The sequence below is a fragment of the Chryseobacterium sp. StRB126 genome (genome assembly GCF_000829375.1).
Classification (GTDB): domain Bacteria; phylum Bacteroidota; class Bacteroidia; order Flavobacteriales; family Weeksellaceae; genus Chryseobacterium.
The window spans coordinates 1,517,831-1,542,794 of record NZ_AP014624.1 but is presented as its reverse complement, the minus strand read 5'-3'; the positions used below and the strand labels follow the sequence as shown (position 1 = coordinate 1,542,794).

At 35.2% G+C, this 24,964-nt stretch carries 22 protein-coding genes and 3 tRNA genes; 11 read left to right on the top strand and 14 right to left on the bottom strand.

Features of this window, described 5'->3' with window-relative positions; all coding sequences use genetic code 11:
* Positions 1–152: 152 nt before the first annotated feature.
* Complete coding sequence (locus CHSO_RS06995) at positions 153–1,742, bottom strand: ABC-F family ATP-binding cassette domain-containing protein (protein ID WP_045494082.1); 1,590 nt, start codon at positions 1,740–1,742, stop codon at positions 153–155.
* Between the two features lie 196 nt (positions 1,743–1,938).
* Between CHSO_RS06995 and CHSO_RS06990 the strand changes: the two genes are divergently transcribed.
* From CHSO_RS06990 to CHSO_RS06975, 4 genes are all read left to right on the top strand, one after another.
* Positions 1,939–2,493, top strand: a complete 555-nt coding sequence (locus CHSO_RS06990; protein ID WP_045494079.1) for a phosphoribosyltransferase — start codon at positions 1,939–1,941, stop codon at positions 2,491–2,493.
* 124 nt (positions 2,494–2,617) lie between these two features.
* Positions 2,618–3,196, top strand: coding sequence for an adenylate kinase (locus tag CHSO_RS06985; protein ID WP_045494076.1), 579 nt, complete (start codon positions 2,618–2,620; stop codon positions 3,194–3,196).
* Between the two features lie 64 nt (positions 3,197–3,260).
* On the top strand, positions 3,261–4,244 hold the full coding sequence (gene obgE / locus CHSO_RS06980; RefSeq protein WP_045494073.1) for a GTPase ObgE: 984 nt from the start codon (positions 3,261–3,263) through the stop codon (positions 4,242–4,244).
* Positions 4,245–4,562: 318 nt separating this feature from the next.
* On the top strand, positions 4,563–5,876 hold the full coding sequence (locus CHSO_RS06975) for a DEAD/DEAH box helicase (RefSeq protein ID WP_045502064.1): 1,314 nt from the start codon (positions 4,563–4,565) through the stop codon (positions 5,874–5,876).
* Between the two features lie 36 nt (positions 5,877–5,912).
* Here CHSO_RS06975 and CHSO_RS06970 read toward each other — a convergent pair whose 3' ends face one another.
* From CHSO_RS06970 to CHSO_RS06935, 8 genes are all read right to left on the bottom strand, one after another.
* Complete coding sequence (locus CHSO_RS06970) at positions 5,913–7,064, bottom strand: hypothetical protein (RefSeq protein WP_045494071.1); 1,152 nt, start codon at positions 7,062–7,064, stop codon at positions 5,913–5,915.
* A 5-nt stretch (positions 7,065–7,069) separates the two neighbouring features.
* Positions 7,070–7,837 (bottom strand): TatD family hydrolase, encoded by a 768-nt coding sequence (locus CHSO_RS06965; RefSeq protein ID WP_045494068.1) that lies wholly within the window; start codon positions 7,835–7,837, stop codon positions 7,070–7,072.
* Positions 7,838–7,842: 5 nt separating this feature from the next.
* Positions 7,843–8,370 (bottom strand): DUF4269 domain-containing protein, encoded by a 528-nt coding sequence (locus tag CHSO_RS06960; protein ID WP_045494066.1) that lies wholly within the window; start codon positions 8,368–8,370, stop codon positions 7,843–7,845.
* Positions 8,371–9,321: a GSCFA domain-containing protein gene (locus CHSO_RS06955; RefSeq protein WP_045494063.1), complete on the bottom strand. Its 951-nt coding sequence runs from the start codon at positions 9,319–9,321 to the stop codon at positions 8,371–8,373. It lies immediately after the preceding gene.
* 75 nt (positions 9,322–9,396) lie between these two features.
* Positions 9,397–10,368, bottom strand: coding sequence for a polyprenyl synthetase family protein (locus CHSO_RS06950; RefSeq protein ID WP_045494049.1), 972 nt, complete (start codon positions 10,366–10,368; stop codon positions 9,397–9,399).
* 101 nt (positions 10,369–10,469) lie between these two features.
* Positions 10,470–11,612 carry an inorganic phosphate transporter gene (locus CHSO_RS06945; protein ID WP_045494047.1) on the bottom strand — a complete coding sequence of 381 codons (1,143 nt, stop codon included), beginning with the start codon at positions 11,610–11,612 and terminating at the stop codon, positions 10,470–10,472.
* Between the two features lie 23 nt (positions 11,613–11,635).
* Complete coding sequence (locus tag CHSO_RS06940) at positions 11,636–12,274, bottom strand: DUF47 domain-containing protein (protein ID WP_045494045.1); 639 nt, start codon at positions 12,272–12,274, stop codon at positions 11,636–11,638.
* A gap of 152 nt (positions 12,275–12,426) precedes the next feature.
* Entirely contained in the window at positions 12,427–14,130 is a 1,704-nt protein-coding gene (locus CHSO_RS06935) for a DEAD/DEAH box helicase (RefSeq protein WP_045494043.1), read from the bottom strand.
* Between the two features lie 359 nt (positions 14,131–14,489).
* Between CHSO_RS06935 and CHSO_RS06930 the strand changes: the two genes are divergently transcribed.
* From CHSO_RS06930 to CHSO_RS06920, 3 genes are all read left to right on the top strand, one after another.
* Positions 14,490–15,158: a DUF2461 domain-containing protein gene (locus CHSO_RS06930; RefSeq protein ID WP_045494041.1), complete on the top strand. Its 669-nt coding sequence runs from the start codon at positions 14,490–14,492 to the stop codon at positions 15,156–15,158.
* 319 nt (positions 15,159–15,477) lie between these two features.
* Entirely contained in the window at positions 15,478–16,272 is a 795-nt protein-coding gene (locus CHSO_RS06925) for an FkbM family methyltransferase (protein WP_045494038.1), read from the top strand.
* 9 nt (positions 16,273–16,281) lie between these two features.
* Entirely contained in the window at positions 16,282–17,760 is a 1,479-nt protein-coding gene (locus CHSO_RS06920; protein WP_045494035.1) for a lipopolysaccharide biosynthesis protein, read from the top strand.
* 29 nt (positions 17,761–17,789) lie between these two features.
* Here CHSO_RS06920 and CHSO_RS06915 read toward each other — a convergent pair whose 3' ends face one another.
* The 4 genes from CHSO_RS06915 to CHSO_RS06900 form a co-directional block, all read right to left on the bottom strand.
* The gene (locus CHSO_RS06915) at positions 17,790–18,836 is read right to left on the bottom strand and encodes a hypothetical protein (protein ID WP_045494032.1); all 1,047 of its coding nucleotides are present in this window, start codon (positions 18,834–18,836) and stop codon (positions 17,790–17,792) included.
* 120 nt (positions 18,837–18,956) lie between these two features.
* Positions 18,957–19,811 carry a glycosyltransferase gene (locus CHSO_RS06910; protein ID WP_045494029.1) on the bottom strand — a complete coding sequence of 285 codons (855 nt, stop codon included), beginning with the start codon at positions 19,809–19,811 and terminating at the stop codon, positions 18,957–18,959.
* 72 nt (positions 19,812–19,883) lie between these two features.
* Positions 19,884–21,284 carry an aspartate ammonia-lyase gene (aspA, locus tag CHSO_RS06905; protein ID WP_045494026.1) on the bottom strand — a complete coding sequence of 467 codons (1,401 nt, stop codon included), beginning with the start codon at positions 21,282–21,284 and terminating at the stop codon, positions 19,884–19,886.
* 72 nt (positions 21,285–21,356) lie between these two features.
* Positions 21,357–22,382, bottom strand: a complete 1,026-nt coding sequence (locus CHSO_RS06900; protein WP_045494023.1) for an N-acetylmuramoyl-L-alanine amidase — start codon at positions 22,380–22,382, stop codon at positions 21,357–21,359.
* Between the two features lie 135 nt (positions 22,383–22,517).
* Between CHSO_RS06900 and CHSO_RS06895 the strand changes: the two genes are divergently transcribed.
* From CHSO_RS06895 to CHSO_RS06880, 4 genes are all read left to right on the top strand, one after another.
* Positions 22,518–22,602, top strand: a tRNA-Ser gene (locus CHSO_RS06895).
* A gap of 14 nt (positions 22,603–22,616) precedes the next feature.
* A tRNA-Pro gene (locus CHSO_RS06890) sits at positions 22,617–22,691 on the top strand.
* A 32-nt stretch (positions 22,692–22,723) separates the two neighbouring features.
* Positions 22,724–22,797 (top strand) — tRNA-Arg (locus CHSO_RS06885).
* Positions 22,798–23,099: 302 nt separating this feature from the next.
* The gene (locus tag CHSO_RS06880) at positions 23,100–23,294 is read left to right on the top strand and encodes a hypothetical protein (protein WP_045494020.1); all 195 of its coding nucleotides are present in this window, start codon (positions 23,100–23,102) and stop codon (positions 23,292–23,294) included.
* A 254-nt stretch (positions 23,295–23,548) separates the two neighbouring features.
* Here CHSO_RS06880 and CHSO_RS06875 read toward each other — a convergent pair whose 3' ends face one another.
* Positions 23,549–24,853: a hypothetical protein gene (locus CHSO_RS06875; RefSeq protein ID WP_045494017.1), complete on the bottom strand. Its 1,305-nt coding sequence runs from the start codon at positions 24,851–24,853 to the stop codon at positions 23,549–23,551.
* Positions 24,854–24,964: the final 111 nt, after the last annotated feature.

Genomic DNA, 24,964 nt, shown 5'->3' with positions numbered 1-24,964 from the left:
GCTTCAGGGTTTTGTTTTTTCAGGTTTGGGCTAAAGCCCGCTACTATTGAATTTCTAAATATAAATCCAATATTATCTCCCGCAGATTTTACAGATCAGGTAGATAATATCCACAAACATCTGCAAAATCCATGTAATCTGCGGGAAATAAATTATCCCAGCATCACTTCCCTATCAATTCCAATCTCTTCAAGAAAAACTTCATCATGAGAGATCACCAGCAATGTTCCATGATAATCTTTGATAGAGTTTGTGAGAATCTCTGTATTCTGTAAATCCAGATTATTGGTAGGTTCATCAAGAATCATCATATCCGGAGCTTTATTGCTGATGGATAGTCCGCACAAAAGTAATCTCAGTTTTTCTCCACCACTTAAAACTCCGCATTTTTTATCCCATGTATCCTTACTGAATAAAAAACGTGACAGTAATGTCTTCACTTCCGATTCCTGCAAAGCACTATCATTGAACGTCTGCACAAAATCATACAAAGTCAGCTCATTATCAATTAATAAATATTCCTGATCGATATATATACTATTGAATTCAGCACAATTGATCCTTCCAACAGAAGGTGTTATGCTACCCAATAGAAGTTTTATCAGAGTGGTCTTTCCTGAACCATTACAGCCTTTAATGGAAATCCTGTCTCCACTTCGTATTTCAAGATCTAGATTCTCTTCCCAGAGCTTTTCTTCTCCGTAGCTAAAGTTAATATCTTCAGCTGTAATTAAAATTTTTCCTGAATGTAAGCCGGAATCATTGAAATTAACCTTCATCTGATCGGAATTTCTGACAGAAGAGCGTAAGTCTCTCAAGTCTCCTGAGATACCACTGATCTTTTCCGTATGTACACTTTTCAGCTTTGAGGTATTTTTTTCGGCATTATTCCGCAGAGTATTCATCATAATTCTGGCCACTCCGGACTTTTCCTGTTTTTGCTTCCCTCTGGCATCAAGTTTCTGTTTCCGTTCTATGGTTTCTCGTTCCTTCTCTTTTGCTTTCTTTAAGGCTCGCTCCTTGGCGTGAATATCATTTTGTAAAGCTTCGTCTTCTACTTCTTTTTGTTCTGTATAGAAATTGTAATTTCCTCCATATGTAGCAATTCCCTGATTGCTTAGTTCAGAAATTGTATCTACAAGGTTCAGCAATGTTCGGTCATGGCTCACTATCACAACAGTAGCATTTACTTTTTCTATGAGGTCATATAACAGCTTTCTTCCCTCCAAATCCAGATGATTCGTTGGCTCATCCAAAATAATAATATCGGGCTGATTAATCTGAATTCCCGCAAGAAAAACTTTAGTCTTCTGCCCGCCACTTAATCCTTCCAGTTTTTGGTTTAAGTCAAAATCTTCAAGATTCCAATATTGTAATGCATTCTGACAACGTTCTTCAATATCCCAGTTGTCGTTTAGAGTTTCAAAATATTGTTCATCCACATCCCCGTTGGTGATTTTTTCAAGGGCAGAAAGTTTTTTGTCTATATTCAGACATTCTGCGATGGTTAAATGATTAAAATTTCCAAATATTTGAGGTACATAGAAAATTTCACCCTGAATATGTATTGTTCCTTTTAATGGTTGTAATTCATTCGAAATGATCTTCAGCAAGGTAGATTTCCCCATGCCGTTGCTTCCTACCAAAGCTGATTTGGTATGAGAAGGTATTGTTAAATTGATAGGATTAAAAAGGAGATCTCCTCCCGGAAACCCAAAGGATATATTTTGCAGTAAAATCATGATTTCTTTCTTAATAAAGGTTAAACACCGGCAACTCGTTGGTTACCGCTTCATTGAATCTGAAAGAAATTATATCCTACATGTCTGTATCTATGGGTTTTGAAAGAACAAATATAGTATAAATCCGTGATTAAACACAAAAAGATTTTAATGAAAAATCAAAAATCCGTAACTTTGCCAACTACTAAAAATTTTTATGGAAAGTATTAAAGTTCACGACAAAACTTTCGTTCCTTATTTAAAGGATGCCGAAATTCAGGAAATTGTAAAAGAGACAGCATTAAGAATTTATGAAGATTACAAAGACGAAGTTCCTGTTTTCATTGGTGTTTTGAATGGGGTTATTATGTTCTTCTCAGATCTTTTAAAATATTATCCTGGGGAATGCGAAATCGCTTTTCTTCAAATGAGTTCTTACGTAGGAACTGAATCTACAGGGATTGTTTATCAGAAAATGGAACTTACAAAAGACGTGAAAGACCGTCATATCATTCTTGTAGAAGATATTGTTGATACAGGAAACACCGTTGAAAGTCTTTTCAAATATTTCCAGGAAACACAGCGTCCTAAATCTGTAAAACTGGCAAGTTTCTTACTGAAACCTGAGATTTACAAGAAGGATTTCAAACTGGATTATATTGGAAAGGAAATTCCAAATAAATTTGTTCTTGGTTATGGATTGGATTATGATGAATTGGGAAGAAACCTACCTAATTTGTATCAATTAGAAGACGGACAGATTAATCATTAAAATGCCTATAGCTATTAGCTACCGGCTTTTAGCTTTAAATATTAAATCGAAATAAAGTAAAATATTAACTAAATAAAGCTAAAAGCAAAAAGCAGCTGCTAATTGCCGGAAGCGAAACAACATTATGATAAACATAGTTCTGTTCGGCCCTCCAGGAAGTGGAAAAGGAACACAAGCTCAGAATCTAATCGAGAAATTCAATCTAAAGCAGATTTCAACAGGTGATCTTTTCAGATACAACATGAAAAATGACACTGAACTTGGAAAACTGGCTAAGTCTTACATCGATAAGGGAGAATTGGTTCCGGATCAGGTAACGACAGATATGCTGATTGACGAGATCAGAAAACCTACCGATACTAATGGTTTTATCTTTGATGGATATCCAAGAACTACTGCTCAGACAGAAGCGTTGGAAAAAATTGTTAAAGAAGAACTTAATGATGAAATAGACATCTGTCTTTCATTAATCGTAGAAGATAAAATTTTGGTGGAAAGACTTCTGAAAAGAGGAGAGACCAGCGGTAGATCAGACGACAGCAATGTAGAGATCATCGAAAACAGAATTAAAGAATATTATACTAAAACAGCAGAAGTAGCCGAACTTTACAAACAACAGGGTAAATATGTTGAAGTAAACGGTGTAGGAGAAATTAACGAAATTTCCGAAAAACTTTTTGCTGAAGTAGAGAAAATTAAATAATCGAGATTCGGGATACGGGATTCGTATTTTCGTCCCGTAGCTCGCAACTCGTAACAAATACTATATGTCTAACTTTGTAGATTACGTAAAGATCCATTGTAAAAGCGGACACGGAGGTGCTGGCTCTGCCCACCTTCGCCGTGAAAAGTATATTCCAAAAGGAGGTCCCGATGGAGGTGACGGAGGTCGTGGTGGCCACGTTATTATGAGAGGAAACGCTCAGGAATGGACTTTACTTCCGCTTCGATACACCCGCCATATAAAAGCTGAGCGTGGTGAAAACGGAGCAAAAAACCAGCTTACCGGTGCTGATGGTTCTGATATTTATATTGATGTTCCCATCGGAACTATCGCTAAAAATGAAGAAGGAGAAATTATCGGCGAGATTCTTGAAGACAAGCAGGAAATCATTTTGATGGAAGGGGGAAAAGGAGGAAGAGGAAACGAATTCTTCAAATCTTCTACCAATCAAACTCCAAGATATGCTCAACCAGGAATGGACGGCCAGGAGGGCTATATAGTCTTCGAGCTTAAAATTTTAGCCGATGTAGGATTGGTTGGATTTCCAAATGCCGGAAAATCTACACTTCTAGCTTCTGTTTCTGCTGCAAAACCTAAAATTGCTAACTATGCATTTACTACGCTTACTCCTAACCTAGGAATTGTGGATTACAGAAATTACAAATCATTTGTAATGGCTGATATTCCAGGGATCATTGAAGGGGCTGCAGAAGGAAAAGGATTGGGACACAGATTCCTGAGACATATTGAAAGAAACTCTATCCTGTTGTTTTTAATTCCAGCGGATGCTGAAGATCACTTCCAGGAGTTTAAAATTCTGGAAAATGAATTAAAAGAATACAATCCTGAGCTTTTAGATAAAGATTTCATTGTTTCTGTTTCAAAATCTGATCTTTTGGATGATGAACTGAAAAAAGAAATTGCCGCTGAATTCCCAGAGAACAAACAGCCTTTATTCTTCTCAGGAGTTACCGGAGAAGGTCTTATGGAATTGAAAGATGCCATCTGGAAACAATTACACGGATAGTCTCAAGATTTGAGAATTTGATTTTACAATATAAATAAAGAGGAGCTGTTTTGTTCCTCTTTATTTTTTGCTTTTTATTATGATTTACAGCTTATCATTGAGAGTTTCTCCTTTACCAGAAAATTGATACTCTTACATGGAGTAACTAATTGTTTATAAGCTCATCGTAACATTCAACACGTTAACCTTAACAACTTTCATCTCTTACATACAGGTTCTTGAAGCTTAAAATACAATTCTTAAATTTTTAACTTACCTTTGCAGGATGTAATTCTTTCAAAAAGAGAGAATTTTTATTTAAATTTTAAAATAATTCATTTGAATTTTACAGACTTAAACTTAATAGAACCTATTGCTAAAGCAATCCAGGAACAAGGATATACGACTCCAACACCCATTCAGGAAAGATCTATTCCTGAAATTTTACAAGGCAGAGACTTTTTAGGCTGCGCACAAACAGGAACGGGGAAAACAGCAGCTTTTGCTATTCCTATTCTGCAGAATCTATCTAAAAATAAAATACCGAATAAAAATATTAAAGCTTTAATCCTTACGCCTACCAGAGAGTTGGCGATTCAGATTGAGGAAAACATTCAAGCTTATGGTAAATATCTTCCGTTAAAAGAGCTTGTTATCTTCGGCGGAGTGAAACAAGGAAACCAGGAAGCGGCTTTAAAAAGAGGGGTTGATATTCTGGTTGCTACACCGGGAAGACTTCTTGACTTCATCGCACAGGGCATTATCAGCTTAAAAAATCTTGAAATATTTGTTCTTGATGAAGCGGACAGAATGCTCGACATGGGCTTTGTTCATGATGTGAAAAGAATCATCAAGCTTTTACCACAAAGAAGACAGACCCTGTTCTTCTCTGCAACGATGCCTGGAGAAATCCAGAAACTGGCTAATTCTATCCTTAACAATCCTGTAAAGGTAGAAGTTACCCCAGTTTCGTCTACTGCAGACACCATAAAACAGTCTGTTTATTTTGTAGAAAAGGATAACAAACTGAATCTTTTATCTCACATCCTGCAAAACGATATTGCAGATTCTGTATTGGTATTTTCCAGAACCAAGCATGGTGCTGATAAAATTGCAAGAAAGCTCCAAAAAGATGAGATTTCTGCGGAGGCTATTCACGGGAACAAATCTCAAAATGCGAGACAGAATGCCCTTAATAACTTCAAATCAGGGAAAACAAGAGTTCTGGTAGCTACTGACATTGCTGCAAGAGGAATTGACATTGATGAACTGAAATTTGTAATCAATTTTGAACTGTCTGATGTTTCTGAAACCTATGTACACAGAATCGGAAGAACAGGAAGAGCCGGAGCTGAAGGGTCTTCTATTTCTTTTGTAGACGGATTAGATCTTCTTAATCTAAAAAATACAGAAAAGCTTATTGGAAAGAAAATTCCTGTGATCAAAAACCACCCATTCCATACGGATGATCTTGTAGCGCAGAAAAGAGATTCTAACAATAAACCGGCTGCCACAAGTGCTGAGAGATCACAGAAACCGAATAATAATTCCAGACCCAATAATAATAGAAATAAAAAGAAGCCAAAACCTTCCGAAACACCTTCTACTGGATTTAAAAAGCCTAAGAATAAGAATTTCACCAGAAAAAAATAAGAAAAGTCCCTTTCATTTTTTGAAAGGGACTTTTCTTTACGGTATATTTTCAATTTCCATGTCTTTCTGTCTGGTATAGCAAAATCCTATAATACAGAATGGAAGAGCTGTAGCCAGATAGGAAACATTCATATAATCAAATGTCCAGCCTCGCATAATGGTTTCAACAATATAAGAAGCCATCATAGTAAAAATGATAACCGACGATAGGTAAAATACCTGTTCTATTCTCCTTACGTAGAAAGCCAGAATAACAGTAATCATCAGAAAAAATAAGGTAACATATTTATTTGCCTGCCCTTGCAACTGTAATGGATTGTATTTTAAAATATAATCAAAATCTTTTGCAGGAAGCAAAACCGTAGCCAACAGTAAAGAAAATGTAAGGATAAAACCAATACCTACTTTTACCTTATTAGCCATCTGAGTAGCCAAAAATGGTTTCATAAAAAATAAGATAAGCGGAATAATAACCACACTTCTTGTAAGGCAGACAAAACCTAATAAAAGTCCTAATAAAAAAGGATTTTTAAAATAATCTTTTTCAAACTTTCTATGCCAATATACTATGAATGCAGAGACTATAATAAATGAAGAAATAAGATCACTTTTACACACGACTTCATAAATATAAGATAATGAAACCCCTAAAAGAAATATCCCTAACAATTTAATTTCCCGACTTTTAAATTCTTTTATAATGGTATAACAGAACAAAAGAAACGCAGCAACCTGCAGGTAGCCAACATTCCCTAAAAAAAAGAAAATTACAGCCACCAGAAGCTGCCCGGGAAGATAAGAAGGATAATTTCCTACAAAATTTTTCGTATCATAGATATATTTACCATGAAGCCAATGTCTAAGCGAATACTCCATGGTCTGCCAACGGTCTATATTGAGTTTATAGGGATCTTTAAGAACATGGGCCAGACCAATATAAGCCAAAGTAACAACCACAATAAAAGCCTTCAAAATAAAAGGTTTTTCTGTAAGTTTTGAAAATATCCGGCTACTGTATTTAAAAATAAAAAAATGTACAATAATAAATACTGCTGCTAACAGATAAATGGATACAAAAGACTGTCTGATTCCATACTTAATAAGAAATGAAAGATTGATAGCAGTATAAAGGATGAATAAAATAACTGAAAATGATTGATTCCACTTTCGGCTTAATAGTTTTTCCATATATTTTAACTGTTAACAAACATTTTCTTCGCGTTTTCAGTTGTAATTCTATCTATTTCAGGGAAGTCTTTACCATAGATATCTACCAGCTTTCCGGCGACAAGGTCAAGATACGAACTCTCATTTCTTTTTCCTCTATGCGGAACCGGTGCCAGATAAGGAGAATCTGTTTCCAATACGATTTTATCTAACGGAATTTCACTCAAAAACTGATCTATTTTCCCGTTTTTAAAAGTCACTACTCCCCCGATTCCTAAAATAAAGTTCAGGTCAATGGCATGTTGAGCCTGTTCCAGGTTTCCGGAAAAACAATGGAAAATCCCTCTTAATTTCGGGTGTTTCTTCCTTTCCAGTACTTCGAATGTTTCATCAAAGCTTTCTCTGGTATGGATTACAATCGGAAGGTCTTTTTCTATAGCCCAATCAATCTGCTGCTCAAAAGCTTTCACCTGAATATCTAAAGTTGATTTATCCCAATACAGATCAATTCCTATCTCTCCTATTGCAGGAAAATGTCTTTGGTCAAGATAGTTCTTAACGATTTCCAGTTCTTTTTCCCAGGATTCCGGTTTTACATAGCAAGGATGAAGCCCCATCATTGAAAAAATCTGTCCCGAATATTCTGTTTCCAATTGCAACATTTTCTCGTGGGATTCTGAATCTATAGCGGGAAGATAAAATTCTGTGATTCCTTTATCTAAAGCTCTTTGGATAGCTTCTTTTCTATCTTCATCAAATTCTTCTGCGTATAAATGGGTATGTGTATCAATCATTTTATTTATAATTTCAATAGATCTTCGTAAGGATTTTCAAGTCCCAGTAACATTCCGAAAGCAGGTTCTGTCTTTATTCCCTGTTTTTTAAGCTCTATTATTTTCTGTTTAAATTCTTCTCCTTTTTCCTGTAATATTTTGTGTTCAGCAATCATGTGTCGATAAGCATTCTGTTCTGTAGAAACTTTGTTTTGTCCGAAAATTTCAATAGGAAATTCTTCCAGTGTAAAATTTAAAACAATGCTTTTTTCTCCGTTTACCATGATCTTTTCAACTAAAACGTCTACATCAGTGGATATAAACGTAGAGAGTATAATTTCTTCCAAAAATTCCTTTTCAAACCTCAGATCTACTTCACAAATAATATCTAAATCACTGCTTTCGATATCAATCTCAATTGGAATAGTACCTGCCAGTACCGGAGAATAATTACTTAGTTTTTCAAAAATATTATAGTCAGTAAGAACTTTGTAAGCGCTTCTTTGCCTTTCGTTTCCATCTCTCAGATAATCAATTTTGGTGAAATCAGGCATTTAAAATATTTTATGTTTTACTTTTTTGCGTTGTAAGTCAATTCTCTGCTCTAATTTTTCTCTGAATTCAATAAATCTCGGATCTTTTGTATCATTGGTTCTATGTTCCAACGCCCTCATAATCTTAAAATTTTCTTTAATGAATCCCTTTGTTTCTTCCGAAAAATAAGAGTCTCCAAACTTATCAAAAATATAATTAACCGCTTGAGTACTCGGATGAATCATATCTTCTTTATAGAAACGATAATCCCTCAAGTCATCCATCAAAATCTCATAAACAGGCAGATAATGACAGTCTTCAAATAGAGAAATAGATTCGTGAATAGCCGTAATTAACTTAGATTTGCTCAATTGATTCTCAACCATTCCATCTTTGGTATGCCTTACCGGAGAAACAGAGAATAAAATCTGAACTCCTTCTTTGCAGATATCTTTAAGCTCCAGAATGGTATTGTAAATAGAACCTGTAAGTTCCTGATGGGACAACAGCCTCTTCTCAAAGAATTTCTGCGGAATCTTATGGCAGTTAGCCACCAATTTCTGCTTCGGAAGGAACTCATAGATGAAAGAAGATCCGTACGTAATAATGATCCAGTCTGCTTCCTGAAGAAAGGCATTTCCTGCTTCAATAGAGCTATTGATTTTATCCAATGTCTGGTGAATATATCTCGTATCAAAACTTGTATGATGATCTAATGAGAGATATTCTTCATTATAGGTAATCAGTTCTTCTTCCACATAGAACTCCGAATCATGGAGTCTTTTTACCGCATTATTGATGGAAAAGGAATTAAAAATCGTCCCAAAAGGATTATTGAGGGTCTGAAGCTGGCCATCTTTCAGGAGTTCAGTCATTTCAGAGGCAAAGCAGGAACCTATTGAAAATATTCGATCTTCAATTTCTATCTTTTTCTCAGATTGCGGGATATCTACTTCTGTTCTGAACTTCATTGTCAAGATATTAGGTGGCAGGTAATAGGTTGCAGGTCACTCTGCTGCCTACTACCTATCATCTGCAACCTTATTTTAGCTTTCTCTTCTTAATAAATAATTAGCCAGCTCAATAAACGGCTTTTTCTTTTCGTCAGGAATATCAATTTTCTGAAGATAGCTCTGACCGATTTCGTTATGCTTTTCGATCAAACGAAGTGCTTTTTCATCCACTTTTGTTCTTCTGAAGATCTTTTCAACACCATAGATCTTATCAATATTATCAGTTTTTTTAGAATACCAATAATCCAATTCTTTTCTTTCCTCCTCTGTAGCATGTTCTTTTGCCATCAGGTATAGAACTGTTTTCTTATTCTCGTAGATATCTCCGGCATGTTTTTTACCAAACTGCGCCTGATCTCCAAATACATCAAGATAATCATCCATAATCTGGAATGCAATTCCGATGTGCTTTCCGAAGTTGAAAATTGCTTTTGCATCTTTAAAATCAGCTTTTGCAATTAAGGCTCCGATCTCAAAAGAAGAAGCACTTAGCACTCCTGTTTTGTAGGTAATCATTCTGATATAATCATCAAAAGTTACATTCTCCTGAGTTTCGAAATTAATATCATACTGCTGCCCTTCACATAAAAGAAGTCCAGTATGGGTAAAGATTCTGATACAAGCCTTGAAAATTTCGGGTTCAAGATCTTCAAAGAATTTATATGCTTTAAGCATTAATCCGTCTCCTGAAAGAATTCCAACATTAATCCCGTGTAAAGTATGGATCGTAGGCTTATTTCTTCTTAATGGAGCCTCGTCCATAATATCATCATGGATCAGGGTGAAGTTATGGAAAAACTCGATAGCCAAAGCTGGTTTTATAGCCTGTTTCAGGTCTCCGCCAAACAGATCACAAGCCATCAGTACCATAATGGGACGAAGACGTTTTCCACCGTGGGAAATAATGTAGTTCATCGGCTCATACAGCTCTGTAGGCTTATCTTTAAAAGTATACTTATTGATGGCGTCGCCAACAATCTGCTGATATCTGTCTAAAAATTCCATAAAATCTTATAATTTGAACAAAAATACAATTTTCAAGGCTTTAAAAAACAAAAAACTTTGCCCAAATGGACAAAGTTTATATGATAATTGTGATTTTTATCTTAAGAGAATAAAGAAACTATAAGATAAGTTATTCCAGCGACCAATGCTGAGATAGGAATGGTTAATATCCAAGCCCAAAGTAAGCTTACCGTGATTCCCCATCTTACTGCGGAAATTCTTTTCGTTAATCCTACCCCAATGATAGAACCTGTAATAGTGTGTGTTGTTGATACAGGAATTGAAAGATGTTCTGTAATGAATAACGTAATGGCACCAGCAGTTTCTGCACTTACCCCTTCTAATGGAGTTACTTTAGTAATTTTTGTACCCATTGTTTTGATAATCTTCCAACCTCCGCTCATAGTACCTAAAGCGATTGCTAAAAACGACACCAATGGAACCCATAAATAATGCTGAGCAAAATAATTAAAACGTTCTCCAGAAGCAATATTTACATATAAAGGATCATTAATCATATCTACATGATAGAAAATTATTGCAGCTCCAATAATACCCATAACTTTCTGAGCATCATTTAATCCGTGCGTTAAACTGAACAATGCTGAAGATGCCAACTGCAATCTCTTAAATGATTGATCCGCCTTGTGTGGATTTGATTTTTTATAAAGATGAACAATAATGAGCGTAATGATTATTGAAATTAACATCCCGATAAAAGGAGCTAAGAAAATAAACAAGAAGATAGGGATTACTTTATCAAACTTTACAACACTTTGATGTGTAACCTGAATGAAAGACTCTTTAAGGGTCTCCCAGACACCCAGATCTGGCTGTGCTGCTACTACATTATGATAATCCATCATAAAGGCGTGCATCAATGCAGCTCCTAAAAACCCTCCAATCAGTGTATGTGAAGACGAAGAAGGAATTCCAAACCACCATGTCAAAAGATTCCAGGCAATGGCCGCAACCAAACCTGAAAATATGACTTCTAGATTGATAAAATTCTCATTAACTGTTTTGGCAATTGTATTACCAATTTTGAATTCTCCAATAACATAGGCAGCCAAGAAAAAAGCTGCAAAGTTCCAAAGCGCTGCCCAAAGTACAGCCTGGAATGGAGTTAAAACTTTTGTAGACACGATAGTTGCAATCGAGTTGGCCGCATCATGAAATCCATTGATATAATCAAAGATTAATGCCAACGCAATAATAACTACAAGTAAAATCGGAAATTCCATTTTTTGCTATGTATTGTTATCTTTTAGGCGTATTTAATCATGATGTTCTCAATTGTATTGGCAACATCTTCTGCTTTATCCGTTACGATTTCAAGATAGTTCAATACCGATGAAACTTTAATAATATTGATGGCATCATTAGTTTCGAATAAATCTACCATTGAGTTAGAAAGCAAATCATCTGCAATATTTTCAATAGAGTTTACTTTAATACAAGCTTCCTTCACCTGCTCCATATTCTTGAACCCTTTAAGATTCTTCATTGCATTCTGAATTTCAAGACATGCTTTGTGGATCAATAGAGAGAAATCTGAATAAGCTTTCATCTCAGGAGATTTGTATAAGAAGATATATTTTGTAGATGCGTAGATATAATCTGCAATATCATCTAATCCTGTTGCCAATGTGTGAATATCTTCACGGTCAAAAGGAGTAATGAAGTTTTTTCCTAGTTCTACGAAGATTTCGTGAGTAAGCTCGTCATTCTTATGTTCGTAATCACTCATTTTTTTCAACATTGAATCGTCATTAAGATCGAAATCCTTGATTCCAGCGTTGAATTCCTCAGACATTGCAACTAGGTTTTCAGTTACCTTCTCGAAAAGTACAAAGAAGATTTTATCTTTTGGTTGAAAAGCGTGGAAAATATTACCAATTCCCATTTTTTAGTATTTATAATTCGAGTGCAAATTTCTTAAAAAAGGACCGCCCATGAAACTATATAACATTAAGTTTTGTTAACATTCGCTTACCTCCTGATTACCAAATAAAAAAACCGACATTACTGCCGGTTTTATAGGGTATAAAAAAGAGATTAGTTAGCTACTTCCGCTCTCATATCTTTTCCTTTAAATTTCATCGATTGAATATTGCTCAAGACATTGTCTCTATACGATTTTTCAACTTCGAAGAAAGAAAATTTCTCTAAAATTTCGATATCACCGATTTCAGCTCTTTTCTTGCTCTTACCATCAGCAGTAGCTTTATTGATAATATCTAAAACATCAAGCTTCTTCAAGTGGTCTTTTTTACCAAGGTTGAAGAAGAATCTAACCATGTTTTCATCCTTTCTTCTTGGTTTTCCACCACGATCTCGGTCTCTACCGCGATCTCGGTCTCTGCTGTCTCTATCTCTTCCTCTATCTCGGTCTCTATCACGTCCACGGTCTCTTCTTGAGAAATCATCATCTCTGTTGCTCAACTTCTGCTCAACAAGATCGTGTTTGTCTTTGTAATATAAAGCAAGATCTTTCAATTGGAACTGTAACAACTTGTGTACCAATTCTTCTTTTGTAAATTTGCTTAAATCTGGAATTAAGCTATCATCAAATTCGAAAAGATCTTCGTGCTCCGTGAATAGTTTTTCGAAAACACCACCAACCTGAGCCTTGATAATCTGGTCTCCTGTAGGAATGAATTTTTCGTTAATTTCAATTTTAGTAGCAGATTTAATTTGTTTCAATTTTCTGCTTTCTTCAGGCTTAATTAAAGCCATAGAAATACCATCTTTACCCGCTCTACCTGTTCTTCCACTTCTGTGAACGAATACTTCAGGATCATCAGGTAAAGAGAAGTGGATAACGTGAGTCAGAGAGTTTACATCTAAACCTCTTGCTGCAACGTCTGTTGCTACAAGGATATCAATGTTTTTCAATCTGAATTTCTTCATTACCGTATCTCTCTGCGCTTGAGAAAGGTCTCCGTGAAGAGCATCAGCCGCATAACCGTTCTGCATTAAGAAATCTGCAACCTCCTGAGTCTCCATTCTTGTTCTACAGAAAATAATGGAATACTGGTTAGGATTGGCATCAATTAATCTTTTTAATGCTTCTTTTTTCTGACGATATCCTACCACATAATATTCGTGAGTAATGTTCTTCTTCACTTCGTTGATAGAACCTACTGAAATACGGTGTGGCTTTGTAAGATAGTTTTTGGAAATTCTTTCCACTTCTTTATTCATCGTAGCCGAGAATAAGAAAGTTTGTTTTGTTTCCGGAGTTTCTCTTAGAATGGTTTCCAATTCATCCTTGAATCCCATTGAAAGCATTTCATCAGCTTCGTCTAATACTAACCAATGAATCGCAGAAAAATCTAAGGCTTTTCGGTTGATAAGGTCAATTACCCTACCTGGAGTTCCCACGATAATTTGTGGCTTCTCTTTTAAAGATCTCATCTGATCTACAATACTACTTCCACCATAAACCGCAGTAGTTTTGATGTCCATGTATTTAGAGTAATTCTTTATGTCTTTAGAAATCTGAAGACATAATTCCCGTGTCGGACAAAGCACCAATAATTGGATTTTGCGACTCGTATCGTCAATCATATCCAAAATCGGAAGCGAAAACGCTGCTGTTTTGCCTGTCCCTGTCTGCGCAAGTGCGATCAAGTCGCGAATATCTGAAAGAATAAAAGGGATAGTCTGTTTTTGGATTTCTGTTGGGCTTTCGTAGCCCAGTTCGCCAATTGCCTTAAGAATATCAGGACTTAAACTGGTTTCCGTAAATAAATTCATTAACTATTTTAAAATTTTTGCAAAGATACAATAAATATTTGACTTGTTTTTGAATAAAGTTTTAAATATACAATCTTAAATTCAGAATCTTGTAATACTTTTTTAATATTTGAAAAATTTAATCCAAAAAAAGGAGCCTTAAATTAAGAACTTACCAACCATTACTTTTGTTTATTACATTGCATTAATTTTTTAAGCGTTATTTATGAATTTTCAAAAACAAAACAATAAAACATGATTTTTTATGTAAATTTGAAGAGTGTTGCTGAAAACAAAGGTAAGTGTTTCGTGGTGATGAACTACGGAATTAGCTATAAAGTATCTAGCAACGAATAAAAACCAATAAACACCAACACAATATGTCAGCAAGTATTTCTTCCAAAACTTTTGATTTTCTAAAGAAATTAAATAAAAACAATAACCGTGAATGGTTCAATGAGAATAAGAACCTCTATACACAATCTCAGGAAAATGTTATTGAGTTTTTAGATGATCTTATCCGGGAAATGTCAGCTTTTGATGAAGATCTTGCCAAAATAGACAGTAAAAAAGCATTATTCAGAATTTACCGTGACACCAGATTCTCAAAGGATAAATCACCTTACAAAACTAATTTCGGGGCTTCTCTGGGAATGGGAAAAGGAAACCAGAAAGGCGGATATTATCTTCATATGGAACCTGGTAAATCTTTTCTGGCCGGAGGAATATATATGCCTGAGTCTTCAGTATTGAAAGAAGTTCGAAAAGAAATCTCTCTGTATGGCGATGATTTTCTTAACATTATCAACCACAAAGATTTCAAAAAACATTTCCCAGAACTGGACCAGGATGACAAGCTGAAAAAAGTTCCTCAAGGCTTTGATAAGGAAGACCCCATGGCTGAATATTTAAAGCTTAAAAACTTTATTGTAGTCTACTCCCTAAAAGATGAAGAGATCCTGGATAAAAATGCAGTGAAGAATATGAGCAAGATCTTTAAGCTGATGAAGCCTTTTAATGATTTTCTGAATAATCCTTTTTTTGATTAAAAAATCATTTTTTACAGTTTTTGGCCACAGATGACCCATATCTTCACAGATGAGTTAGCCTATTTCTTTCCCTATAATTCAAAAATACCTGCGTAGATCTGTAATTGATATTTTTATAAAACATTTTAATATCCTTTGCAAGTCAAGAATGATTCATCTATAGAGCGTCTCTGTGACAAACTGAAAATATATTAAAATTCAGCTCCTTACAAAACACCCTACAAACACTATCAACTGATAATCAATTTATTATATTTAACATTTTTTAAGAGAAGTTTTACTTTTTTGCTTATCTTTGCTGCTCGTCAAAAAGCTAAGGATGTCTTTATACCAAAAAATTGCAGAAAAACTACAATATATAAGTCCGGATTTTTATAAGAAAAGATATTTTAAGACCTTAAACAATCTTAATAAAGATAATTTTTCGGAGCGCAATGTAGAACCGGAACTGGTATGGATCAAAGAATACCTTCCTAAAAGTGCTGTAATACTGGATATTGGTGCTAATGTAGGAACCTTTTTATATCAATTGGAAAATAAGCTGGACCACGAGCATATCTATGCTTTTGAGCCTAACAAAAAGCTTTACACCAGACTGAAAAGACTCTTCCCTAGCATGAGGGTACTTCCTTTGGCTCTTTCTGACGAAAATACAATTGCGGAATTCAAAGTTCCCATTATCAACGGAAAAACCATTGCTTCCCGTGGAACCTTAAATACTACTTACAAAGAAAAAGGCGAAGAAAAAAGCTATACTGAGAAAGTAAAGGTTATCAAACTGGACGAATGGGCTGCCCTGGAGCACTTCAACAGACTGGATTTTATCAAAATAGATGTTGAAGGCAATGAAATAAAGACGCTTTCGGGAGCTAAAGAAACCATCAGACAGTTTATGCCTACCTTAATGGTTGAGATGGAACAAAGGCATCACCAAACACCAATATGGAATGAAATCGCTGAAGTGCAAAGCTGGGGATATGAAGTAAAGTATCTGAACAGAAACAGCTTTACCCTGGAAACTCTTACAGAGGACATTCTCTTACAAAATACAAACGACGAAAAAAATAAAACTCAGTACATCAACAATATTATTTTTATACCTAAAAACCCTTAAAACAACTTTATGAGCGTAGTAGCGAGACAAGGCTTCAAATATTCTATTATTGGTTATATTGGGTTTTTGCTGGGCACAGTTTCTGCAATTTTTATCTTTCCAAATGACTTTGAATTTTATGGAAAACTCCGCTACAGTATGCAGACTGCAGAAATGCTTGTTCCTTTTGTTGTTTTTGGAATTTCCTATGCTAACGTAAAGTTTTTTCATTCTTTACAGAAAGACGGTAAAAATCAGAACATGCTTTCCTTATCGCTGGTTACTGTTTTGATTAACTTTCTTGTATTTTCCGTTATATTTTTTGTGCTTCCCTACTTTTACCCCAAGTTCATTCGTTCGGAAGCCTGGAAAATTAAAGAAATTATCTTACCACTTATTTTAGTTTTATCTCTCTGTGCTATTTTCAATAAATACACTTCTAATTACAAAAGAATTGTTGTCTCTAATATCTTTGACAATCTATTTCCCAAAATAGCTAATTTAGGAGCATTCTGTCTGTTTTTTTATTTTTCCATGTCCCAGAATATCGCATTGGCATTTTTCTTCGGAATATTTGCTCTGATGCTTTTCGGGTATATTTATTACACCAATAAGCTTGAGAAAATTCATTTTGATATCAGTACAGATTATTTTAAGAAAGATAATTTCTGGAAGGAGTTTTTAAACTACAGCTTTTTCGGTTTCCTGGGAACGTTTGGAAACTATCTCGCCATCAACAGCTTTATGATTGGGGAATTCATGGGAATGGAAGAAAATGGTATTTATTCTGTACTGTATGCTCTTATTTCCCTGATCTCTATTCCTCAATTAGGATTATTTAATATTTCAGCTCCTATTATCAGTAAGCACCTTGCTGATGGCGATATGGAAGGATTGGACAAGTTTCATAAAAAGACTTCATTAACTTTATATTTTCTGGGAGCAGTGTTGTTTTCCTGCATCATGGTCGGGTTCCCTTATCTGACTCAGTTCATGCCTAAAAATGGGGTTATGCTTAGAGAATACGAACCAGTTGTATGGATCTGGGGATCTGCGGTTTTAATTGACCTTGCCACAGGATTCAACGGAAACATCATCTCCCTTTCAAAATATTACAGGTTCAACATTCTGGTAATGCTTTTATTAGCGGGATTAACGATTGGACTGAACTTCTATTTCATTAAAAATACAGACCTGAAACTTATCGGGATTGCTTTATCTACAGCAATTTCCCTTACAATCTATAATGTTGTCAAAATCTTATTCAACTACATTGTTTTCAAAGTTTCACCGTTAACTATTGAGATGATCTTTATTTCAATCATCTGTACTTTAGCGATTACTGTAGCGATTGTTTTGCCTAATTTTGACAGCAACTTCATCAATCTTATCTACAAACCCGCTGTAGTACTGATATTGATCTACATCGGAAATTATTTTACAAAAGTTTTCCCGATAGAAGATTATCTGAATGCAAAATTTATTAAGAGTATCTTTAAGTTTAAATAAGACTTAGAAAGTAAAAATAACAGGAATTTTCAACCAACGATAAGGTGGTTTAACAGTTGCTCTAATCTTTTTTGGACCTCTACCCTGCTGTAGCTTTTTTGAAAATCGAAATGGGTATTGGTAAGCTCACTGAGCTGTTCGAAGATATTTTCTTTTTCGGGTACAATGAAATTCAGTGTTGATGGGTAATTCTTTGGAAAAACCGCTAATTTTCCATAAGCAATAGAATCCCCCAGGTTTCCTGTCATCTTGGTTTTCCCATATATTTCCTTTATGCTGAAAAACTCTGTTTCCTGCTGAATAGGACACCACAGCACATTAGCCTTCTGCATCCATACCTCAAAGTCTTCTGTAGAAACCCTATCTGAAAAATAGGTTACAGAAACATTCCCGGGTAAGTTTGAAGATAAATGTTCAAGTTGTTTTAATTCGTACCCTTTAGCTTTTCCAAGAAAAATAAATTCACATTTCCTGTCTGATTGTATCTTCTGAATGGAGGTGAAAATATGGTTATAATCTCTCCTCTTCTGCGAAACACCGCCAGGAATAACAATCATCAGACTTTCATTCTCAGATTGAGCAAAGAGTCTGGTATAAAAAAGAGGAAGAAATTGATGCCTGTCAGAAACCAAAGCTTCATCCAGTACTACCAAAGATTTTGATTTTTGATATACTTTACCGGCATACAACAATCCTTCTTTCCACCAAAGTTTTACCCTGTAAATAATATCACCCTTGAAGACGCTCTTTATCAAATCAAACCTTGAAGCTCTTGTAAAATTGAGATTATGGGTAATAACAGCAGTATTATATTTATTCGTTATCGCTAAAAATGTATTGAAATAACGGTGAACAGTTCCGATAATGACTAAATCATATTCCTTAATCTTCAGCTGATCTAAAATCATAGAACTATCCGACAGAAAAATGTTTGATTCGGTTGCACTAACCTGATCTTTGATTCTCTTGGAAAAATAATAATCTACACTGAAATCCTGAGATCCTTCCATGATATCCATGAAAGCGTGCGCTATTTCTGCGTGCGTATCTAGTTCTATGTAAGCTATTTTTTTCACTGATTGATTGGGGTTATTTTTTAGATTTTGGCTAAAGCCAATGGAATTATTTAATTTGACAGGCCGGGCTAAAGCCCGCTCCTATTGATATTACTATTTCTATAGATAACAGATACATCTCTACATTTTCAGCCATTTTTTTTTCAACATTCTCCAACGTTGGTCATTGATGGTTTTTTGTTCTTCTTTTGAAATTTTAAGCTCCAGTTTTTTAGACTTGCAACCTTCATAAGACTTTACAATATCAAAGAAAAATGATGGAGATTTACTTTTCATCGCTTCCTTTGAGGCCGCAATATAAGCCAGGAATCTATTTAATCCTAAAAAATAAAAATAGCGACCGTAGTAGTCGGCGGGTCTTATGGTATAATCTGCTCCTTTTACTTTAATAAGTTTTACATGAAGTTCAGGCAAGACCACTTCCTTCCATCCCAGATGTTCCAACAAGATAGAATCTATATTATCCCATCCTAATGTCTCCCTTAAGCCTCCCATCTGAACAAAACATTCTTTCCGGTAAGCTTTCATAGGTCCTCTGACGTGATGTTTATTAGAATTTCCTTCATACACCCAATTCCCTTCTTTTTCTATATAGAGTAAACCGCCTACCAGTCCGTATTCAGGATGATTGATAAAAGCTTTTTCTACAGTTTCCAGATAATTTTCAGGCAGAATAATATCGGCATCAAATTTACAGATGATATCGAATTCATCTACGGATTGTGTCTGCAAGCCACTTTTAAAGGCATGAACTACTTTTGAGCCTGGTTGATGTTCTGATTTCTGAAGATTAATGGTTTCAAAACGGGAATCAGCCTCTGTATACTTCCTGATAACGTCACGAGTCTTATCTGTGGAGCCGTCATTAACGACTACCACTTTAAAATCCTTACTACTTTGCTGCTGTAAAGAATCCAGAGTGGATGAGAGGTTCTGCTCTTCGTTGTGGGCAGGAATAATAATTAAAAACCTCACGGAGTATTTTATAAGTGATGAATAATAAGTGATAAATGATGAGAAACACCACTTATCACTTATTGTTTTATTTTATTTGTTGTGTGGCTTCAGCATGTTTTTCGGATCAAGGATTTCATCCAGTTTTTCCTGAGAAAGAATTCCTTTCTCTAAAACAAGGTTGTAAACACTTTTTCCTGTTTCTAAAGCTTCTTTTGCAATCTCTGTAGACTGTTTGTAACCGATATAAGGGTTTAATGCCGTTACAATTCCGATGCTGTGTTTTACCATATTCAGACATACTTCTTTGTTAGCTGTAATTCCTACTACACACTTATCACGAAGGGTATCTAATGCATTGCAAAGGAAATTGATATTTTCCATGATCGCATGAGAAAGCACAGGCTCCATTACGTTAAGCTGTAGCTGTCCTGCTTCTGCGGCAAAGGTTACCGTTAAATCATTTCCGAATACTTTAAAGCAAACCTGGTTTACCACTTCCGGGATAACAGGATTTACTTTACCCGGCATAATAGATGATCCTGGCTGCATTGGTGGAAGGTTAATCTCAAAAAGACCGGCTCTCGGCCCTGATGAAAGTAATCTTAAATCGTTACAAATTTTTGATAATTTTACGGCAAGACGCTTCGTAGCTGAAGAATAGATCACATAAGATCCGGTATCAGGTGTAGCTTCCACTAAATCCGGTGCTGAAACAATCGGAAATCCTGTAATCTGAGCTAAATTTTTAGCACAAAGGGTTGCATATCCAACCGGAGCATTTAGTCCTGTTCCGATAGCCGTTGCTCCCATATTTACTTCTACAAAAAGACTTGCATTATTGTTCAGTTTGGAAATATCTTCTTCCAACGTAGCAGCATATGCCTCAAATTCCTGGCCTAATGTCATAGGAACAGCATCCTGAAGCTGTGTACGTCCCATTTTGATGACATCCTGGAACTCCTGTCCTTTTGCACGGAAAGCTGCTATGATTTTCTCAAGTCTTTCTACCAAACCGATATTCATCTGCAGCAATCCCATTTTAATAGCTGTAGGATAAGCATCGTTGGTTGATTGTGAAAGATTGATATGGTCGTTAGGTGAACAGAATTCATACTCTCCTTTATTTTTCCCTAATTTTTCCAATACTATATTAGCAATCACTTCATTCGCATTCATATTGATTGAAGTTCCTGCACCTCCCTGGATCATATCTACCGGAAATTGCTCATGATATTTTCCTGCTACAATCTCATCACATGCTTCTGCTATTTTGAAATATAAGCTTTCATCAAGAAGTCCTAATTCATAATTGGTTTTTGCGGCTGCTTTTTTTACGAAAGCCAGTCCTTTAATAAAATCCGGATATGAAGACAAAAGCTGTCCTGAGATTTTGAAGTTGTTGATTGCTCTTTGCGTCTGCACTCCATAATAAGCGTCTAAAGGCACGTTCAATTCGCCTAACAGATCACTTTCTTTTCTGAAATTTTCCATTACAGATATTTTACTGTTTTTGATCGTTTAAAGATAGCAAAAACGCATCGATTCGATGCGCTTTAATTTGAATTATTTTACTGAATATTTTACATTCAAAGCTTGTAATATTGCCCATGATTCAGCATCCATAATTCCGTCATAATTTTGTGGACGGAAATGATACTGAAAAGCTTCAATAGTTTTCTTGGTGGCATCGTCCCATTTTCCGCTAAGCTCTATTCCGTAACCAAATTTCTGCAATGCAGTCTGTATAGTGAAGATAAAGTCTGTATCACTATACTTTGCAGGAAGTTCAGTTTGGGCAAGATCAAAATAATTTTGTTTTACTGCTTCATCATACCACATTCCTATCTGGTATTCATCATATAATTTTTTCCATGGGAACATTGGCCCAGGATCCTGTTTTCTTGTAGGGGCAATATCTGCATGAGCAATAACATTGGTTGCGGGAATCTGATATCTTGTAACAATATCTTTTGCCAACGCAGCTACTTTTCTCACCTGAGCATCACTAAAAGGAACGAAAAGTCTTTTGCCTGCAGCATCAGTTGTAAAACCAGGGTTTACAATTTCAATTCCTATAGAGGTATCGTTAAGATTCTTATCGGCTCTCCATGAACTTACTCCTGCATGATATGCTCTCTTATTTTCATCTACTAACTGATAAATTTCATTATCACCTGTATTGTTTACCAAATAATGGGCACTTACTCCAGGCTGGGTAAGAACAGTAATAGACTTGTCATCAGGAAGCACTGTGTAATGCAGTATCAGATAACGCTGTCTGAAGTTCTGTGCCATGGCAGGAAAATAACTTTTCACCACTTTATATCCTGCAGGTTTTGCAGATACAATAGAACCATAACTTGCTGTATTATCATTTTTTGTTGGGTCTGCTATATTAGTAGTAAAAAAGTCTACTCCATGATCGCTTACTACTTTTGGTTTTGGAGTTTCCTGAGCTTGGGTCTTTACTGCTGATTTTGGCTGTACCACGGGGGTTTTCGGTTGGTACGTATTTTTTTTCACATTTTTTTGAGAAGTACATGAAAAAACTAAAGTACTTAATCCGATGATATATAATGTTTTACGCATCAGTTTGGTTTTTTATCAAATTATTACCTCAAAAATACACAAAAATTTCTTGAATTTTATTTGGTAAATAAAGAAATCTGTTCTATATTTGCACTCGCAATAACGGAACAACGATCATTAAAAAATCAACAAAAAGGAGGGTTGCCGGAGTGGTTAACGGAGCAGTTTGCTAAACTGTCGACGCGAAAGTGTCGCAAGGGTTCGAATCCCTTACCCTCCGCTCTCTTATATATTCGGGGCGTAGCGTAGTCCGGTCATCGCGCCTGGTTTGGGACCAGGAGGTCGCAGGTTCGAATCCTGCCGCCCCGACAGTTTTGGTAATTTTCTCAAAATTACATAATGGGTGCGTAGCTCAGCTGGATAGAGCATCTGCCTTCTAAGCAGACGGTCAAAGGTTCGAATCCTTTCGCGCTCACAAAAAACCTCGTCATTTTTATGGCGAGGTTTTTTGTTTTATATTACTCATATTGATTTTAAGATAATTAAACTTACTTATAATCACCATCATCTTAATTTTCGAAATTTAAACTAATCAGGAGCCAACTATTCTCTCCAAGCAAATAGTCGATAGAATCACCCCTTTTATATCCATAACAAAGATCATCATCCAATCTCTTTCCTCGCAAATTTCAATCATCAATTACAATAAATATTTTTTCACGCATAAAGGATAAAATATTTTTATATATTTGAATCGCTAACATAAAAAAAATTAACATGAAAACATTCAAAAAACAAAACAGCGCTCTAAAGAGAAATGAATTGAAAACTATTTTAGGAGGAATCATACCAAATCAATGTGTTCCACGATTTTGTAAGGAATTATGTAAGGAATCAGGTTTTGAACAAGGAGGTTGTGACTCTAACGGACTATGCTTATGTGGCCCTTTCCCAAATCCAAATGACTTGTAAAATATAAACCTCAATATTTATAAATAACAAAAGTCTTACAATTTGAATTGTAGGGCTTTTATTTTATTTCTTCTCATCGATATTCACAATACCGCTTGATTGTTATATTCTTTATTTCGAATCTCTTGACAAATATTATATTAGGCATTCCTGTGAAAGCTTACAAGAGAGATTGAGAAAACATCTTTCAAGTCATAAAGGCTTCACTTCAAAACCTCGTCATTTTTATGACGAGGTTTTTTGTTTTATACGCTTTAAGGAATAACTTTCTTAATCAATGTATAATTCCCATTAGAATCGCCCTTCTTTATTACATACCCATCAGTCAGTTCAAGGACCCAGCCGTCACCTGATATTTTCTTATCCTCCATCCTGACAGGAGCAGATATTGAAATCTTATCCCAATTCGGACTCATTAATGCTCCATTCTCAACAGTCAAAATCCCCCATTTATCGGTAACTCTGATATTAGGATACACTGTTCCTTCCTTTTCAATTGGTAATATATCTCTTGGATCGAAAGAGACATTCATCTTCTCAAATTTTATTTCAAAATGAGGATGATCAATAAATTTGGTTTTATATTCAGCGATAAGCTTTTTTATTCTTTCTTCTCTTTTTGTTTCCTCTTCAATTATTACCAAACCATTGTAATCATTTACTAATTTTTCAACAATTCCCTTAAGGTCATTAGCAATTTTAATATTATATGCTTTAATAAAACAATCTGTCAGATTTGTTTTTGCTGTAATTCTCTTATTCCAACTTTTGTCTTTACTGTATAATAAATAACCATAAACAGGCACGGTATGGTAAGCAAACGAACGGACAAAGGTAGGATTATTGAAAAAAATATCAATTCCTTTAACTAAAGATGATATTGTTTGCTCTTTATTTCTATCACTTACAATAACCCCTGTAAATTCTGCAATCCCTTCATTTAACTCCAGAAGATTTTCACTTGAATCAGAGCCATTGTAAAGGCTATGTCTGTATTTTCTGAACGTAAGTGCATTGGCAAGATGCTTTTTTAATCCTTTTTCTGATGCTGCCTTTAAAGCTTTTTTTAAAGCCTCAAGTTCCAAACGAAGATAAACCCTACCCTCTTTCTGATCCAGATGATTATTTTCAGTATTATTTAATTCAAAACCTAATGATGGCTGTATCCGATGAAAAGACTCATGAGCCAGCAAACCGATTCTGTCGTATTTATTTTTAGGAAGTGGAAGCATCATCATTGCCCATCTTTTTTCGCTCCAGTTTACAGCCGTATTTGCAATATTAATTTTATCAGGCAAAACTCCCGTATATACATTTCCATCTGATCTTAAAACACCAACTCCGTCAGACTCATTTGCGAAAATAGCCCTTGTCTTTGGATCGATTAAAAGTATGGGACCATAGAGGTCTTTGTTCCAAAGGTCAATATTCTTTTCAGCCTCTGTTTTAAACTCATTATAAAAAATTGAAATACTGTCTACGGAAATTGTATTCTTTTGCCCAAACAAATATTTCCCAAATAAAGTAAACAGGATAATGAAAGTAAAAGTCTGCTTCATGGTTAGTTTTTTCAGTTACACAGACTATCTTTTATGAAGTTTATTATAAGTGTCTGTATCACAAATATAATAAATTACGATTCTTGTTTTACTTCAGTAATTTTATAAACA

Bases quoted from the DNA above. Each gene is read 5' to 3' on its own strand.
- CHSO_RS06995 (WP_045494082.1), bottom strand. From the start codon at position 1,742: ATGATTTTACTGCAAAATATATCCTTTGGGTTTCCGGGAGGAGATCTC.
- CHSO_RS06990 (WP_045494079.1), top strand. From the start codon at position 1,939: ATGGAAAGTATTAAAGTTCACGACAAAACTTTCGTTCCTTATTTAAAG.
- CHSO_RS06985 (WP_045494076.1), top strand. From the start codon at position 2,618: ATGATAAACATAGTTCTGTTCGGCCCTCCAGGAAGTGGAAAAGGAACA.
- obgE (WP_045494073.1), top strand. From the start codon at position 3,261: ATGTCTAACTTTGTAGATTACGTAAAGATCCATTGTAAAAGCGGACAC.
- CHSO_RS06970 (WP_045494071.1), bottom strand. From the start codon at position 7,064: ATGGAAAAACTATTAAGCCGAAAGTGGAATCAATCATTTTCAGTTATT.
- CHSO_RS06965 (WP_045494068.1), bottom strand. From the start codon at position 7,837: ATGATTGATACACATACCCATTTATACGCAGAAGAATTTGATGAAGAT.
- CHSO_RS06960 (WP_045494066.1), bottom strand. From the start codon at position 8,370: ATGCCTGATTTCACCAAAATTGATTATCTGAGAGATGGAAACGAAAGG.
- CHSO_RS06955 (WP_045494063.1), bottom strand. From the start codon at position 9,321: ATGAAGTTCAGAACAGAAGTAGATATCCCGCAATCTGAGAAAAAGATA.
- CHSO_RS06950 (WP_045494049.1), bottom strand. From the start codon at position 10,368: ATGGAATTTTTAGACAGATATCAGCAGATTGTTGGCGACGCCATCAAT.
- CHSO_RS06945 (WP_045494047.1), bottom strand. From the start codon at position 11,612: ATGGAATTTCCGATTTTACTTGTAGTTATTATTGCGTTGGCATTAATC.
- CHSO_RS06940 (WP_045494045.1), bottom strand. From the start codon at position 12,274: ATGGGAATTGGTAATATTTTCCACGCTTTTCAACCAAAAGATAAAATC.
- CHSO_RS06935 (WP_045494043.1), bottom strand. From the start codon at position 14,130: ATGAATTTATTTACGGAAACCAGTTTAAGTCCTGATATTCTTAAGGCA.
- CHSO_RS06930 (WP_045494041.1), top strand. From the start codon at position 14,490: ATGTCAGCAAGTATTTCTTCCAAAACTTTTGATTTTCTAAAGAAATTA.
- CHSO_RS06925 (WP_045494038.1), top strand. From the start codon at position 15,478: ATGTCTTTATACCAAAAAATTGCAGAAAAACTACAATATATAAGTCCG.
- CHSO_RS06920 (WP_045494035.1), top strand. From the start codon at position 16,282: ATGAGCGTAGTAGCGAGACAAGGCTTCAAATATTCTATTATTGGTTAT.
- aspA (WP_045494026.1), bottom strand. From the start codon at position 21,284: ATGGAAAATTTCAGAAAAGAAAGTGATCTGTTAGGCGAATTGAACGTG.
- CHSO_RS06900 (WP_045494023.1), bottom strand. From the start codon at position 22,382: ATGCGTAAAACATTATATATCATCGGATTAAGTACTTTAGTTTTTTCA.
- CHSO_RS06880 (WP_045494020.1), top strand. From the start codon at position 23,100: ATGAAAACATTCAAAAAACAAAACAGCGCTCTAAAGAGAAATGAATTG.
- CHSO_RS06875 (WP_045494017.1), bottom strand. From the start codon at position 24,853: ATGAAGCAGACTTTTACTTTCATTATCCTGTTTACTTTATTTGGGAAA.